Below are 14989 nucleotides of genomic sequence, written 5' to 3'. Positions count from 1 at the left end.
TTATGCTTCTCCCGCGCTGAGGTTATCGAGGAACGGACGGAAACCGTTTTCGCCCATCCAGAACTGCACCAGTTTTTCTACGCCACGACTGGTCAGCGTCGCGCCGGCCAGACCGTCAATCTTGTGTTCGGCGTCTGCCATACCAGGGTCTACGCTGCCCTTTATGACCTGAATCGCAACATCGTCCTGTTCATCGTAAACAACCTTGCCATCCCACTGTTGTTTCCAGTTCGGGTTATCGACTTCGCCCCCCAGGCCGGGCGTTTCCGCATGCTGGTAGAACCCCAGACCGACAACAGTCTTCAGATCACCTTCCAGGGCAATAAAGCCGTAGAGGGTCGACCACAGGCCGTAGCCATGGATTGGCAGGATCATGGTCTCGATACCATCTTCGTTCTCAACCATGTACACAGTCGCGTAATGCGCGCGACGGCGGATGCTGGCGATGTCTTCAGAGCCCTCCAGCTGCTTCGACAGCGCAGGCTCCTTGGATGCCTTCTGCTGATCGTAAGTCAGGGGGTCCATTTCATCGCTGAACTCGCCGGTACGCAGATCGACCAGGCGGGCGGTGACTTTCTCGAACTGCTCGTCAACGCTAACGCCCTCTTCAAGCAAACCGGCGATGGCCAGGATGTTGCGCTTCTTGTCCTGCAGCTGGTTGGTTATCTGCACAGGCTTGAGCGCTACCGCGGCAACCGAAACGACCACGGAGCACACCAGGCACACCAGCAACGCAACCGTGATAGTGCGGCTGACTGATTCTTTTTTACTGGACATTACGTGCAAGCCTCCGCTTTATATTGGCCTGGACGACAAAATGGTCGATCAGGGGGGCGAACAGGTTGGCGAACAGGATCGCCAACATGATTCCCTCCGGGAAAGCAGGGTTTACTACCCGGATCAGCACAACCATCACACCGATCAGCCCACCAAAGATCCACTTGCCCTGGTTGGTCATGGACGCCGACACCGGATCGGTCGCCATGAAGATCATGCCGAAGGCAAAACCGCCGACCACCATGTGCCAGTACCACGGCATCGAGAACATCGGATTGGTCGTGGAGCCCAGCATATTGAACAGCAGGCTCAGACCGATCATCCCCAGCATCACGCCCGCAACAATACGCCAGTTGGCGATCTTGGTTGCCAGCAGCACCGCACCGCCGAGGAAAATCGCCAGCGTCGAGGTTTCACCGATCGAACCATGGATGTTGCCGACAAAGGCATCAAACCAGCTGATCCCCTGGGACATGACAGCTTCTATGCCGCCGGATGCAGCCAGACTCAGAGCAGTAGCGCCCGCGTAACCATCGATCACCGTCCAGACTTCGTCACCGGAGGACGCAGCCGGGTAAGCGAAGTACAGGAACGCCCGACCAGTCAGGGCCGGATTGAGGAAGTTCTTGCCGGTACCACCGAACACTTCCTTACCGATCACAATACCGAAACTGATGCCTAGTGCGACCTGCCACAACGGAATGCTCGGCGGCAGGATCAGCGCAAACAGGATCGAGGTAACAAAGAAGCCTTCGTTGACCTCATGCTTGCGAATCGAAGCGAAGAGTACTTCCCAGAAACCACCGACCAGGAAGGTCACGGCATACACAGGCAGGAAGTAGGTCGCGCCCTGGACGAAGTTGTCCCAAACACTTGCCGGATCGAAACCAGCCAGGGACTGGGTAACAGCAAAGCGCCAGCCGTCCTGTGCTGCCAGCAATTCCGGATTGGCCAGAAAGATGATGTTGGCCTGATAACCGATGTTATACATACCATAGAACATCGCCGGGAAGGTACATACCCAAACGGTGATCATCATGCGCTTGAGGTCCAGGCCATCACGTACATGCGAGGTGGTCCGGGTCACGCTACCGGGACGGTAGAAAAAGGTATCGATAGCTTCGTAGAGGGCGTAGAACTTTTCGTGCTTGCCGCCCTTTTCGAAGTTGTGCTCGATCTTGTCGAGGAATGCACGCAAACCCATGGCTTAACCCTCCTTCTCGATTCGCGTGAGATTGTCACGAAGAATCGGGCCATATTCATATTTGCCGGCGCATATGTAACTGCACAGGGCCAGATCTTCTTCGTCTAGCTCCAGGCAGCCCAGCTTCTGGGCCATGTCAGTGTCGCCGATGATGAGATAGCGCAAGAGTTGCGTTGGCAGGATATCCAGCGGCATGACCATCTCGTAGTTACCGAGCGGGACCATGGCACGCGGGCTGCCGTTGGTTGTAGTAGTAAAATCGAACTGCTTGTTGGGCTTGAACTTGGACACAAAGATATTCAGTACCGAGTGTTTGTTCACCCCCGGGCGCAGATAGTGAATCATCTCGCGGTCGGTGCCCTCGGCCAGAACCGAAACCTGCTGGTGATAACGCCCCAGGTAGGCAACCGGACCCAGCGCAATGCGCCCGCCGAATACCGAACCGGAGATCACCCGATTGTTTCCCGGCTGCAATTCGCCGGCGGTGAGTTCTTCGAGGTTGGCGCCCAGGCGGGTCTTCAGCAGACGCGGACGTTCAACCATGGGACCGCCCAAGGCCACAACGCGCTCGGTCCAAAGCTTGCCGTCGGTAAACAGATGGCCGATCGCGATCACGTCCTGATAGTTGATCTGCCATACCGTCTTGCCTTCGCTGACCGGATCGAGCATATGAATATGTGTGCCCGGCAGACCTGCAGGATGCGGACCGGCAAAGCTCTCGCAGCGGACTCCATCAAGGTTTTCACCCGGGACCGTGACGCCCTCGGCGCGGCAAAGCCAGATACGGCCCAACCGTGCGAGCACTTTCAGCCCGTTCTCGAAGGCGCCTGCATACTCCTTCAGCACCAGCGCCGGGTCGGCTGCCAGCGGATTGGTATCCATTGCTGTGACAAAAATCGAATGGGGCTCGCTGTCGACAGCGGGCACGCGGCTATAGGGGCGCGTACGCAGCGCCGTCCACATTCCGGACTCGATCAGTTGCTCGCGCACCTGCTTCGGATCCAGGCTCGGCAGAGCAGCTTCATCATGGGCAGAGAAACTGACAGACTCGTCGCCGTCCACATCAATGACCACCGACTGCAGAACACGCTTTTCGCCGCGGTTGATCGCACTGATCACACCTGCGGCCGGAGCGGTATAGATAACACCGGGGGTCTTCTTGTCGCTGAAAAGAATCTGGCCTAGCTTGACCCGGTCACCCTCTTTTACTTCCATGGTCGGTTTCATACCATGGTAATCAAAGCCGACTACAGCAACGCTGCGTACAGGACGCGCATCGTCTATGAGTTGCTCGGGGGAGCCGGTGATTGGCAGATCCAAGCCCCGTTTGATTTTTATCATACGTATAGCCTAATCACTGGTTGGAATCGTCAAGGGCGGATCGGGCATCCGGCGTAAGGGGCAGCCGAACGCTTCAGGAAGCAGACAGAACCCAGCAGAATGTGACCGCAAACCCTCATCAAAAATCCCGTCAAGTATAAAGACCATGGCCCTTCAATGCTACTCAAGGCCTTGGTTTTTTCAGGTTTTTTGCTGTTACACAATCCGCGCCCGGGCAAATTGACCGAGCCCCGCCGGGGGTACTTAATAGGTGTCTGACAACGTTTTCGGCACGAGGAAACATCATGATCGCACGACTGTTTCTACTTATCTGCCTGGCAATACCAGCAAGTGTTTCCGCAAACGAGGAGCGTATTGCCCAGGCCGACTTTCCCGAGCGCATGCAGGTCGACGGCCAGGAACTGGTTTTGCGTAACGCCAGCCTGCTCGAATACCTGTTCGTCGACGTCTACAGCGCGGCATTGCTGACGCCCCCGAACCAGCCGCTTAACACGCCGATAACGGCCAGAAACCCCCTGCATCTCGAGCTGTACTACTACCGCGACATCGACCGCGAAGATGTCATAAAAGCTGCCTGGGTTGCGCTGGAACGCCAATACGATGAGCCGACGCTGACGCGGCTGCGCCCTGGCATCGAGAGGCTGCACGCCACGTTCACCGACATCAGCGCCGGAGACCGATATGCACTGACGCTTGATACTGAGCACGCGCTGAGCCTGAAATACAACGGCAAGGAATCGTTCAGCTCCAGGGACAGCGAGCTGGCACGCGCGTATGTCGGCATCTGGCTGAGAGAAAACGGACTTTCAGACAGCCTGCGCGAGGAGCTGACCGCCGGCAATTGATCGGCGGGTCCAGCGCTCCCTCTGGCAGACAAAGCGCTTTCTGGCAGGCAAAAAGAAAGGCGCTTTCGCGCCTTTCCGAAACCACTGCAAAACGAGCTCCGACCCTAGACCGGGAACGCCGGTGGGTTGACACCACCCAGGTCCTCGAGGATACGCACCACCTGGCAGCTGTAGCCAAATTCGTTGTCGTACCACACGTACAGGATCAGACGACTATCGTTGCAGATAGTTGCCTCGGCATCCACCACACCGGCATGCCGCGAGCCAACGAAATCGCTGGACACCACTTCCTGCGAATTGGTGAAGTCGATCTGCTTGTGCAGATCCGAATGCAGCGCCATGTGACGCAAGTACTCATTCACTTCATCGCGATCGGTGGCCTTCTCCAGATTCAGATTGAGAATTGCCATGGAAACGTTGGGTGTCGGCACCCGAATCGCATTACCGCTCAGCTTGCCACCCAGCTCCGGCAGCGCCTTGGCCACGGCCTTGGCAGCACCGGTCTCTGTAATAACCATGTTCAGCGCAGCGCTGCGGCCACGGCGATTACCCTTGTGGAAATTGTCGATCAGGTTCTGGTCGTTGGTATAGGAGTGCACGGTCTCGACGTGACCGTTGATAATCCCGTACTTGTCGTTGATCGCCTTGAGCACCGGCACGATGGCGTTGGTGGTGCAGGAGGCCGCAGAAATGATCTTGTCATCCGGCGTGATGGTGGCGTGGTTGATACCATGCACGATGTTCTTCAGATCGCCCTTGCCTGGAGCGGTCAGAACCACCTGGGAGGCGCCCGGGCACTTCAGGTGCTGGGACAAGCCTTCGGCATCGCGCCACACACCGGTGTTGTCAACGACAATGGCGTTCTCGATACCGTATTGCGAATAATCAACTTCGCTCGGGTTGCTAGCGTAGATCACCTGGATGACCATGCCGTTGGCGGTCAGGGTGTTGTTTTCCTCATCCACCTTGATGGTGCCCTGGAAGGAGCCATGCACGGAATCGCGACGTAGCAGACTGGCACGCTTGGCCAAGTCGTTGCTTGCACCCTTGCGCACCACGATGGCACGCAGACGCAGCCCGTCGCCCACACCGATCTTCTCGACCATGATGCGAGCCAGCAGACGGCCGATACGGCCGAAACCGTAGAGGACTACGTCACGGCCCTGTCGACGCTCACCCTTGTGGCCGATGACGTCAGCCAGCTCCTTGCGCAGGAAGGCGTCCAGATCGTCGCCATCGTCGCGGCGGAACTTGTCCATCAGCCGGGCCAGATCAATCGAGGCCGGACCCAGATTCAGGTCGAGCAGGGTCTTGATCAGTGGATAGGTGTCATGCACCGACAACTCGGTATCGTCAATCTGACGGGCGAAGCGGTGGGACTTGAGAATACTGATCACCGAACGGTTGACCAGACCCCGACCGTAGATCGAGGTGACCACATTATGCTCGCGGTACAGGCGGCCGATCAGCGGAATCATTGCTTCGGCGGTGGATTCACGATCCGTCCAGTTTTCCAGACATTGATCATATTGAGCTTGAGTCACGGCTTTTCCTTCCAGGTCATGGGCGCTAAAGGGCCGATATTATGCTTTTGTTCGGGCAACGAGGCAATGATCCCGGAAAATGCGCGCTAACCGCGGCACAGTAATGCGTACACAGGTACACTTGGCGTTTTTTACAGATGGACTGCTAACGCATGCCTGCGAACAAAACCATCCTCGCCTCCGCCGACGTACTTGCCGGCAAAGGCAAGACGGCCTGGGGCAACCTCACCGGCGCCGCCCGGGCGCTGGCGATAGCCGAGGGCGCGCTGCTGCACCCCGGCCTGAGCCTGGTCATAACCACCGACACCGCAATGGCCGGCCAACTGGAACAGGAGCTGCGATTCTTCGCGCCCGACCTGCCAGTGCTCAGCTTTCCGGACTGGGAAACCCTGCCCTACGACCGCTTCTCGCCGCACCAGGACATCATCTCCCAGCGCCTGAAAACGCTGTACCAGCTACCGTCCGTCACACAGGGCATTCTTGTTGTACCCATGACTACCCTGCTCCACCGCATCGCACCGCGGTCATTTCTCGGCGGTTCGGTGCTGATGCTTGAGCTGGGCCAGCGCCTGGACATGGAACAGATGCGCCTGGACCTGGATTCGTCTGGCTACCGCTGCGTCGACACCGTCTACGAGCACGGCGACTATGCGGTACGCGGCGCGCTGCTGGACCTGTATCCGATGGGCAGTCGCTTACCGCTGCGCATCGACCTGTTCGACGATGAAATCGAAACCCTGCGCACCTTCGATCCGGAGACCCAGCGTTCGATCGACAAGGTCGAGCGGGTGCACCTGCTGCCGGCCAAGGAGTTCCCGGTAGACAAGGCCGCGTTGACCGGTTTTCGCGCCCGTTTTCGCGAACATTTCGATGTCGACTACCGGCGCTGCCCGGTGTACCAGGATCTGAGCGAGGGCCTGATACCTGCAGGCGTCGAGTATTACCTGCCGCTGTTCTTCGAAGAACTGCACAACCTGTTCGACTATCTGCCAGCCAATACATTGCTGTTCAGCCTGCCCGGCATCGAGGGCAGTGCAGAACATTTCTGGACCGACGTGCGCAACCGTTATCAGGAACAGAGCGTCGACAAGACACGCCCGCTACTGTCACCGGCAGAACTGTTTCTCAGCGTCGAGGACTGCTTCGCGCTGATCAAGCGCTTCCCACGCATTATCTGCCACCAGGAACCGATCGGCCCTGCCTCCGGTAATATTCACTTCAGCTGCCAGCCGCCACCGGAACTGCCGATCGACAATCGTCTCGACCAGCCACTGGCGGCCCTGGAATCCTTCGCCAGCTCGTTCGAAGGCCGGATTCTGTATGTAGTAGAGAGCGCCGGGCGCCGCGAGGCCATGCTCGATCTACTCGCCCGCATCAATGTGAAGCCCGACGCTGTTGACAGCTGGCCGGAATTTCTGGCTGCCAAAGCAGCCCACTCGATCATCATCGCCCCGATCGATCAGGGCATGCTCTGCGGCTCACCTGCCATCGCGCTGATTGCCGAGAACCAGCTGTTCGGTCAGCGCGTCATGCAGCGCCGGCGCCGCGGCAAGGCCACCGATCTGGGTGATGCGGTCATTCGCAACCTGACCGAGCTGCGTGAAGGTTCACCCGTGGTCCATATCGACCATGGCGTCGGCCGCTTCCTCGGCCTGGTCAACCTGACCGTGGAAGACCAGCAGGCCGAATTCCTCACGCTGGAATACGCCGACGAAGCCAAGCTCTACGTACCCGTCTCCAATCTGCATCTCATAGCCCGCTACACCGGCGGCGAGGATGAACATGCGCCCCTGCATCGGCTGGGCTCGGAGCAGTGGCAGAAAGCCAAGCGCAAGGCAGCCGAAAAAGTGCGCGATGTGGCTGCCGAGCTGCTCGATGTGTACGCTCGCCGCGGCGCGCGCAAGGGCTTCAGCTTCAGCGCTCCGGAACGCGATTATCAGGTTTTTGCCGACGCGTTTCCGTTCGAGGAGACCGCCGACCAGGAGGCGGCCATCGAGGCGGTAATCAGCGACATGGTCAAATCGCAGCCAATGGATCGCCTGGTCTGCGGCGATGTCGGCTTCGGCAAGACCGAAGTCGCCATGCGCGCTGCGTTCCTGGCGGTGCATGGGGGCAAGCAGGTTGCTGTACTGGTACCCACCACCCTGCTCGCCCAGCAGCATTACAACAGTTTCCGCGATCGCTTTGCCGACTGGCCGGTGAAGGTCGAGGTGATGTCGCGCTTCAAATCGACCAAGGAAATCAAGGCGGCCATGGGAGAGCTGGCCGAAGGCAAGGTGGATATCATGATCGGTACCCACAAGCTGCTGCAGAGCGACATCCAGTTCCAGAATCTGGGCCTGATGATCATCGACGAAGAGCACCGCTTTGGTGTACGTCAGAAAGAACAGCTCAAGGCGCTGCGCAGCGAAGTGGATGTGCTGACGCTCACGGCCACGCCGATCCCGCGCACCCTGAACATGGCCATGTCCGGCATGCGCGAGCTGTCGATCATCGCCACGCCCCCGGCGCGCCGCTTGTCGGTGCGCACCTTCGTCATGCAGCAGCAGGCACCGGTGCTCAAGGAAGCCATTCTGCGTGAGCTGTTGCGCGGCGGGCAGATCTATTACCTACACAACGAAGTGCAGACCATCGAGAAATGCGCCGCCGACCTGGCCGAACTGGTGCCCGAAGCACGCATCGGCATCAGCCACGGACAGATGCCCGAGCGGGCGCTGGAACAGGTAATGGGCGACTTTTACCACCGGCGTTTCAATGTGCTGGTCACCACTACCATTATCGAAACCGGCATCGACGTACCCAACGCCAACACCATCATCATCGAGCGGGCAGACAAGTTCGGCCTGGCCCAGTTGCACCAGTTGCGTGGGCGCGTCGGGCGCAGCCACCACCAGGCCTACGCCTATCTGTTGACGCCACATGGCAAGAAACTCACCAGCGATGCAGAGAAACGCCTGGAGGCGATCGCTGCGGCGCAGGAGCTGGGTGCCGGCTTCACCCTGGCAACCCATGACCTGGAAATCCGCGGCGCCGGCGAACTGCTCGGAGAAGGCCAGAGCGGCCAGATCCAGGCCATCGGCTTCACCCTGTACATGGACATGCTCGATCGAGCAATCAAGGCGATCAAGTCCGGCAATCAGCCGTCACTCGACCAGCCGCTGGGCGGCGGTCCGGATATCAATCTGCGACTGCCAGCGCTGATTCCGGACGACTACCTGCCGGACGTACACAGCCGCCTGATTCTCTACAAGCGCATCGCCAACGCAGCTGATGATGAAGCGCTGAAGGATCTGCAGGTGGAAATGATCGACCGTTTCGGGTTGCTGCCGGAAGCGGCGAAAACCCTGTTCCGGGTGACCTCATTGAAGCTGCGCTGCACCCCCCTGGGGATCAGCAAAGTAGATGTGGGTCCCGAGCATGGCCGCCTGGAATTTGCCGCCGACACCCGAGTAGATCCAATGACCCTGGTCAAACTGATTCAGGACCAGCCCAACCGGTATAAGCTTGAAGGCGCCACCCTGTTTCGCTTCAATGCACCCATGGGTGCTACCGATCTGCGCCTGAATACCGTCGAAGCATTGATTGACCGCCTGGAACCACAGCCCCAACCATCCCAAGGAAAAGGAAAGCGCTCATGAATCCTGTCATTCGCACCCTGCAACTGTCCGCACTGCTGATCCTGGCTTCGCTGGGCGCCGCCGCGCAGGCGCAGAACGCCAGCACCTACCAGATCGAAGCCATCCTGTTTTCCCAGCCATCAGCCGGACTGACCGGAGACCGTACGCCCGACTACGAGTGGGCAGAAGATGCGGTGATGCTCGAGGAAACCGCGCGCAGTGACGTGCGCGGGCTGGATGTGACCCAACATCGCATGGACCGGGAGGCTGACAAGCTGAAAGCCCAGGGCTATCAGATACTCATGCACAAGGCCTGGATACAACCTGCGGACAGCAATCTGAAAGTGGCGGTTCATCAGGGCGAAAGTCTGGGAGATCATTACCCGGTCGAGGCGATCGTCGGTCTCGGGCGAGGCCAGGAGGCACTCCAGATGGAGGTCAAGGCCTGGCGCCACACTGCAGTGCGCGACCAGAACGGTCAGGGCACTCGGATAATCAGCGACCAACTGCACCAGACCAGGCGTCTGCGCCTGGACGAAGTGCATTACCTCGATCACCAGGGCATGGGCATGCTGGTGCGGATTACCCGCCGCTAGACAGCTGCGCGCTCAGGCCCCAGCGACCATCGCATTGATAATCGCCCGTGCCTGAGCCATCCCCCCTTCCATGACCTTCTCGATATCGGCCATAGTGATGACGCCCTTGCCCTTGCCTGCGGCAGGATTGACCACCAGCGAGAGGCTCGCATAGGGCAGGTCCAGTTCGCGCGCCAGCGCCGCCTCCGGCATCCCGGTCATGCCGACGATGTCGCAACCGTCACGCTCGAGCAGACTGATTTCCGCCGCTGTTTCCAGCCGCGGGCCCTGGGTCGCGGCATAGACGCCATACGCACTGTGCGCCACGCCAACCCGGGCCAGCACTCTGATCAGGCGCTGACGCAGACCTTCATCGTAGGGATGCGTGAAATCAATATGCGTAACCGCCTCCAGATCCTCCTCGAAGAACGTGCTGCTGCGTCCCCAGGTGTAATCGATAAGCTGGTGGGGGACGCAGAAGTGCCCCACGCCCATCGCCGGATGAATGCCACCAACCGCGTTGACCGCGAGTATTTCATCCGCACCCGCTTCCTTCAGGGCCCAGAGGTTCGCACGGTAATTCACCCGGTGTGGCGGGATGCGATGGGGATCACCATGACGCGCCATGAAGAACACCTCCCGGCCGGCCATCATCCCCTTGATCACCGGCGCGGAAGTTTGTCCGAAAGGCGTCTCTGAGCTGCCTTCGCCGGTGCGCTTGAGGCCGCCCAGGCGGGTGAGCCCGGTGCCGCCGATAATGGCCAACGCGTTCATGAGCCCCCCTGCGCCGCAGTTTCCGCGCCCGGACGTGAGGGAGCCACCAGCTCGCCGTCACCGCCGCGCAATGTAAGCCCATCCGGCACATGCAGAGTCGAGGTGGGGAAAGCCACCTGCGCCTCGTGCTCGGTGACGATAGCCAATACCTTCAACAGCACATCCTCCTTCACCCGGTGATACTCGGCCCACACCGGACTGGTAAAACAATAGATGAAGAAATCCACGGACGACGCTCCGCAACGGTCGAAATACACCATTAGCGTCACGTCCTGGGCGATATCCGGGTGCGACTTGAGCATCTCGCGAACCGCCTTGACGATGGGTTCCATGTGCTGGATATCGTCGTAACGGATACCGATATGCTCGAATATCCGCCGATGAGACATGCGCGACGGATTCTGCAGCACCACGTTGGTAAAAATTGCATTCGGCACGTAGATCGGCCGCTTGTCGAAGGTGCGTATGCGGGTAAGACGCCAGCCAATGTGCTCTACCGTGCCCTCAATCTCCTTGTCCGGCGAACGAACCCACTCACCCACCGAGAAAGGCCTGTCCAGGTAGACCATCAGCCCACCGAAAAAGTTTGCCAAAAGGTCCTTGGCAGCAAAACCCACCGCGATTCCACCGATGCCGCCGAAGGCGAGCACGCCGCCAATGCTGTAACCCAGTGTCTGCAAGATCACCAGGCCACAGGTGATGACCACAGAGATACGGAGCAATTTGCCGATGGCGCTGACGGTAGTCTGGTCCATGGGCTTTTGCAGATAGCGCGAGTCGACCAGCCGTTCCTCGACCCGGCTCGCCAGCCGTAACAGGAACCAGGCAAGCAGCCCGATGAGCAGGACACTCTGCATGCTCTCGAGTGCATCGGCGAAATCCTCATCCATCTCCAGAGCTGTAATGCGGGCCGCCCACAGCAGCCCCATGCTCCATATCAACACCCATAGGGGCCTGCGCAGCGCGATGACCAGGGCATCGTCCCACACGCTCGGACTGACCGTGGCACGCGCCTCGACGCGATCAAGTATCAACTTCCCGACATATGCCAGTATCAGTGAAGCGAAAACGATTGCAAAAACCTTGTACACCCAGAGCTGCCCGGCAAAGGGAAAATCTTCCAGCGGCAGGCTATCTATCAATCCATTCATGCAGTCTCCCCGAGCAGATCGAGACCGCGCAGCAGCGTAATGGCCGCACGCCACTGCGGGTCAGCCTTGTAGTTGATACCCGGTTGCCTGCGGGCCAGCATGCCCTGCAGGTTACCCGGCGGCGTCAGACCGACCTGTTGCACGTGGCTAAGAGCCTCTTCCGCGGCGCCACGATCATTGCACACCAGCAGCATATCGCAGCCCGACAGAAGCGCCGCATCCACGCGTTGGCGTATACCGCCTACCACGTGGGCGCCCGCCATCGTCAGATCATCACTGAAGATCGCACCCGTGAAGCCCAGCTCGCCGCGCAGGATTTCCTGCAGCCAACGCCGAGAGAAACCCGCCGGCTGCGCGTCAATCGCCGGGTAAACAACGTGCGCGGGCATGATTCCATCCAGTTGCGCAGCAAGCTGTGCGAACGGCACCAGGTCGCTGGCGCGGATCAGAGCTTCGCTGCGTTCATCGATCGGCAGATCGGTATGGGAATCCGCTTCCGCCCAGCCGTGACCTGGAAAATGCTTGCCGGTTGCCGCCATACCGGCCTTGTGCAGGCCGGCGATATAGGCTTTGCCTAATTCGGCCACCTGCTGTGGGTCGCGCCCCAACGAGCGGTTGCCGATCACCTCACTACGCCCGTAATCCAGATCGAGTACAGGCGCAAAGCTGATGTCGAGACCACAGGCGAGCATCTCGGTGGCCATCACCCAGGCTGCGGTTGAAGCAATCTCCGCGACTTCCGTCTTGTCCTTGCAGCTGGCCAGTTCCGCTATCCGGCCCAGCGCAGGCAATCGTTCCACCCCGTTGCGCAGGCGCTGGACGCGTCCGCCTTCCTGGTCGATCGCAATCAGCATTTCCGGGCGCAGCGACCTGATTGACTGGACCAGTTCGCGTACCTGGCGTGGCGACTCGGTATTACGCGCAAAAAGAATGATGCCACCCACCTCGGGTTGTCTGAGCAGTTGACGATCTCCGGCATCGAGCCAGGTACCTGCCACGTCGAGCATCAGGGTGCCTTGTTTCAACAGTGTTACTCCGTAGGTGTTCTTGAGGATATGAGCGGCTCAATGGCCTGCTCGTGTATTTCGACGCGACAGCCGACCGGGGTCAATTCGAAAAGCGTCAGCATGTCCGTGTTGCGCAAGCGCACGCAGCCGTGCGACAGCGCCACACCCATGGGCTGATCGTCCGGCGTGCCGTGCAGGTAGATGTAGCGGCGCTGCGAATCCCGGTTGCCGCCGCGATTGAATCCAGGCTGCTCCCCGCATAACCAGAGGATTCGGGTCAGTATCCAGTCACGTTGGGGATGTTGCCGGGCGAACTCGGGCGACCATATTTCTCCGGTGGGACGCCGGCCGATAAAGACCGTGCCCAGGGGCTGGCCATCACCGATACGGGCGCGCACCCGGTGCCGTCCGAGCGGAGTACACCCGGAACCGTCCTGTTCGCCCGCGCCATTAAGCGCGGTGGAAACCGGAAAATCACACAGGGGCACCCCGTTGCTCAGGCCGATCAGGCGCTGGGAAGCGAGGGATATGTGGATCAGGTCCAGCGGCATTGCCATCTCCGTTAAAAGTGCACACACGATAACGGATCAGGCTGCGCTAGGAAACCTGTGCAACGCGGGGAAAGACCGCCGCGCCAGGCGGATAAGGCAGCGGTATGGGGCGACCGTCAGATCAGACCGGCTCCACCATGGCGCCCGATGGGCTTCGGGCAGTGGCGACAGGCATGGCGCTTTCGGCGCGCATGCCCGCGGCGAGAAACGGCACCATCAGCTTCAGAACCTGGTCTATACCTGTCTGCACACCGAACTCGGCCTCGGCAATCGCCCGTAGCGCCTTCATACTGGACATGGTGAAAGCCGCGCTGCCGAGCATGAAATGTACCCGCCAGAACAGCTCGGTCGGCGGCAGCTGTGGCGCGGCAACGAATACCAGCTGCATATAGCGCTGGAATACCTTGCCGTACACCTCGGCCAGATACTTGCGCAGGTGACCCTGGCTCTGACTGAAAGCCAGGCCCAGCAGGCGCATGAAAATGGCCAGGTCATTGCCGCTCCGCGGCTTGACCGTCAAGGCCTGCCTGACCAGCATCTCGAGCAACTGCTCGAGGGTCAGTTGCTTTTCACCGCCCTGCTGCTGGTGACGGTCCAGCTCCTGCTCAAGGCTACTGACAAAGGGATTGAGAAAACGGACGAAGACCGCCTGAATCAAGGCCTTCTTGGAGCCAAAATGGTAATTGACCGCCGCCAGATTGACGCCTGCCTTGCTGGTAATCAACCGCAGCGAGGTTTCCGCGAACCCCTTCTCCGCGAAAAGTTGTTCTGCTGCATCCAGGATGCGCTCGACGGTATCAGACTGGGCCATGGGATCTTCCGAAAATAAACAATTGTTTGAAACATACGTTTCAAACGGTTTCGCTGTCAAGCAACGTTAACTAAATCGGCCAGGCGCAGACATTGGCAGGATTTAAACAGTGAAGCTTGCCCTTGAAGAACAACTGTATATAATCACAGTTACTGTATAAAAACACAGGTGGAACCCGATGCAGAAGCTCACGGCCAGACAGCAGCAGATCCTTGCGTTTATCAAGGAATACATGGACGCCAATGGCTATCCGCCAACCCGCGTCGACATCGCCAGGGTACTGGGTTTCAAGTCGCCAAACGCGGCAGAGGATCATCTGCGCGCCCTTGCCCGCAAAGGCGCAATCGAGATGATACCCGGCGCTTCCCGCGGCATTCGTCTACCCGAACAGGACCTCGAAGCACCGGAGGATCGCCTTCCAGTTATCGGCCGTGTGGCAGCCGGCGCACCCGTGTTGGCGCTGGAGAATATCGAGGATCATTGCCAGATCGACCCGGGCTTTTTCCACCCCCGGGCTGATTATCTGTTGCGCGTACAGGGCTTGAGTATGCGCGATGTCGGCATTCTTGATGGCGACCTGCTTGCGGTTCACCGCACTGCGGTCGCCCGCAACGGACAGATAGTGGTCGCGCGCATCGGCGACGAAGTCACGGTAAAACGTTTTCAGAAGCAGGGCCGCAAGGTGCTGCTCCATGCAGAAAACCCGGATTTTGCACCCATAGAGGTCGATCTGGGCGAACAGGAACTGACCATCGAAGGCTTGAGTGTCGGCGTAATACGCCGCTAGAGGGG

At 59.4% G+C, this 14989-nt stretch carries 13 protein-coding genes; 4 read left to right on the top strand and 9 right to left on the bottom strand.

Annotation, left to right across the window (positions count from 1 at the left end; all coding sequences use genetic code 11):
• From ABYA88_RS03125 to ABYA88_RS03115, 3 genes are read right to left on the bottom strand one after another with little or no spacing between them, the layout of a single operon-like run.
• The gene (locus ABYA88_RS03125) at positions 1 to 777 is read right to left on the bottom strand and encodes a Na(+)-translocating NADH-quinone reductase subunit C (protein ID WP_373185426.1); all 777 of its coding nucleotides are present in this window, start codon (positions 775 to 777) and stop codon (positions 1 to 3) included.
• A complete protein-coding gene (locus tag ABYA88_RS03120; protein WP_373185425.1) occupies positions 767 to 1981 on the bottom strand; it encodes an NADH:ubiquinone reductase (Na(+)-transporting) subunit B in 1215 nt (404 codons plus the stop codon). Before ABYA88_RS03120 ends, ABYA88_RS03125 begins: the two co-directional genes overlap by 11 nt.
• 3 nt (positions 1982 to 1984) lie before the next feature.
• Positions 1985 to 3322, bottom strand: a complete 1338-nt coding sequence (locus ABYA88_RS03115; protein WP_373185424.1) for a Na(+)-translocating NADH-quinone reductase subunit A — start codon at positions 3320 to 3322, stop codon at positions 1985 to 1987.
• Between the two features lie 284 nt (positions 3323 to 3606).
• Here ABYA88_RS03115 and ABYA88_RS03110 point away from each other — a divergent pair, with 284 nt between their 5' ends.
• Positions 3607 to 4167 (top strand): chalcone isomerase family protein, encoded by a 561-nt coding sequence (locus ABYA88_RS03110; RefSeq protein ID WP_373185423.1) that lies wholly within the window; start codon positions 3607 to 3609, stop codon positions 4165 to 4167.
• Positions 4168 to 4271: 104 nt separating this feature from the next.
• Here ABYA88_RS03110 and ABYA88_RS03105 read toward each other — a convergent pair whose 3' ends face one another.
• Positions 4272 to 5711 carry a glyceraldehyde-3-phosphate dehydrogenase gene (locus ABYA88_RS03105; RefSeq protein WP_373185422.1) on the bottom strand — a complete coding sequence of 480 codons (1440 nt, stop codon included), beginning with the start codon at positions 5709 to 5711 and terminating at the stop codon, positions 4272 to 4274.
• Between the two features lie 152 nt (positions 5712 to 5863).
• Between ABYA88_RS03105 and mfd the strand changes: the two genes are divergently transcribed.
• Together mfd and ABYA88_RS03095 are read left to right on the top strand one after the other, a co-directional pair.
• A complete protein-coding gene (mfd, locus tag ABYA88_RS03100) occupies positions 5864 to 9349 on the top strand; it encodes a transcription-repair coupling factor (protein WP_373185421.1) in 3486 nt (1161 codons plus the stop codon).
• Entirely contained in the window at positions 9346 to 9924 is a 579-nt protein-coding gene (locus tag ABYA88_RS03095) for a CsiV family protein (RefSeq protein WP_373185420.1), read from the top strand. The genes mfd and ABYA88_RS03095 overlap by 4 nt, the downstream gene beginning before the upstream one ends.
• A gap of 12 nt (positions 9925 to 9936) precedes the next feature.
• Here the strand turns inward: ABYA88_RS03095 and ABYA88_RS03090 are convergent, their stop codons facing one another.
• The 5 genes from ABYA88_RS03090 to ABYA88_RS03070 form a co-directional block, all read right to left on the bottom strand.
• Complete coding sequence (locus tag ABYA88_RS03090) at positions 9937 to 10677, bottom strand: S-methyl-5'-thioinosine phosphorylase (RefSeq protein ID WP_373185419.1); 741 nt, start codon at positions 10675 to 10677, stop codon at positions 9937 to 9939.
• Positions 10674 to 11828, bottom strand: a complete 1155-nt coding sequence (locus ABYA88_RS03085; RefSeq protein WP_373185418.1) for a mechanosensitive ion channel family protein — start codon at positions 11826 to 11828, stop codon at positions 10674 to 10676. Before ABYA88_RS03085 ends, ABYA88_RS03090 begins: the two co-directional genes overlap by 4 nt.
• On the bottom strand, positions 11825 to 12835 hold the full coding sequence (gene nagZ / locus ABYA88_RS03080) for a beta-N-acetylhexosaminidase (protein ID WP_373185463.1): 1011 nt from the start codon (positions 12833 to 12835) through the stop codon (positions 11825 to 11827). Before nagZ ends, ABYA88_RS03085 begins: the two co-directional genes overlap by 4 nt.
• A 23-nt stretch (positions 12836 to 12858) precedes the next feature.
• A complete protein-coding gene (locus tag ABYA88_RS03075; protein ID WP_373185417.1) occupies positions 12859 to 13386 on the bottom strand; it encodes a L,D-transpeptidase family protein in 528 nt (175 codons plus the stop codon).
• A gap of 121 nt (positions 13387 to 13507) precedes the next feature.
• Entirely contained in the window at positions 13508 to 14197 is a 690-nt protein-coding gene (locus ABYA88_RS03070; RefSeq protein ID WP_373185416.1) for a TetR family transcriptional regulator, read from the bottom strand.
• A gap of 178 nt (positions 14198 to 14375) precedes the next feature.
• Between ABYA88_RS03070 and lexA the strand changes: the two genes are divergently transcribed.
• A complete protein-coding gene (gene lexA / locus ABYA88_RS03065) occupies positions 14376 to 14984 on the top strand; it encodes a transcriptional repressor LexA (protein WP_373185415.1) in 609 nt (202 codons plus the stop codon).
• The last annotated feature ends 5 nt before the right edge of the window (positions 14985 to 14989 follow it).

This window comes from Halopseudomonas sp., from assembly GCF_041579695.1.
Taxonomy (GTDB): domain Bacteria; phylum Pseudomonadota; class Gammaproteobacteria; order Pseudomonadales; family Pseudomonadaceae; genus Halopseudomonas.
The sequence above is the reverse complement of the archived record's forward strand: the minus strand, read 5'-3'. Positions and strand labels throughout refer to the sequence as shown.

What these genes read in the sequence shown, in the direction of transcription:
- ABYA88_RS03125 (WP_373185426.1), bottom strand. Translation starts at nt 777, where the DNA reads ATGTCCAGTAAAAAAGAATCAGTCAGCCGCACTATCACGGTTGCGTTG.
- ABYA88_RS03120 (WP_373185425.1), bottom strand. Translation starts at nt 1,981, where the DNA reads ATGGGTTTGCGTGCATTCCTCGACAAGATCGAGCACAACTTCGAAAAG.
- ABYA88_RS03115 (WP_373185424.1), bottom strand. Translation starts at nt 3,322, where the DNA reads ATGATAAAAATCAAACGGGGCTTGGATCTGCCAATCACCGGCTCCCCC.
- ABYA88_RS03110 (WP_373185423.1), top strand. Translation starts at nt 3,607, where the DNA reads ATGATCGCACGACTGTTTCTACTTATCTGCCTGGCAATACCAGCAAGT.
- mfd (WP_373185421.1), top strand. Translation starts at nt 5,864, where the DNA reads ATGCCTGCGAACAAAACCATCCTCGCCTCCGCCGACGTACTTGCCGGC.
- ABYA88_RS03095 (WP_373185420.1), top strand. Translation starts at nt 9,346, where the DNA reads ATGAATCCTGTCATTCGCACCCTGCAACTGTCCGCACTGCTGATCCTG.
- ABYA88_RS03090 (WP_373185419.1), bottom strand. Translation starts at nt 10,677, where the DNA reads ATGAACGCGTTGGCCATTATCGGCGGCACCGGGCTCACCCGCCTGGGC.
- ABYA88_RS03085 (WP_373185418.1), bottom strand. Translation starts at nt 11,828, where the DNA reads ATGAATGGATTGATAGATAGCCTGCCGCTGGAAGATTTTCCCTTTGCC.
- nagZ (WP_373185463.1), bottom strand. Translation starts at nt 12,835, where the DNA reads ATGCTCGACGTGGCAGGTACCTGGCTCGATGCCGGAGATCGTCAACTG.
- ABYA88_RS03075 (WP_373185417.1), bottom strand. Translation starts at nt 13,386, where the DNA reads ATGCCGCTGGACCTGATCCACATATCCCTCGCTTCCCAGCGCCTGATC.
- ABYA88_RS03070 (WP_373185416.1), bottom strand. Translation starts at nt 14,197, where the DNA reads ATGGCCCAGTCTGATACCGTCGAGCGCATCCTGGATGCAGCAGAACAA.
- lexA (WP_373185415.1), top strand. Translation starts at nt 14,376, where the DNA reads ATGCAGAAGCTCACGGCCAGACAGCAGCAGATCCTTGCGTTTATCAAG.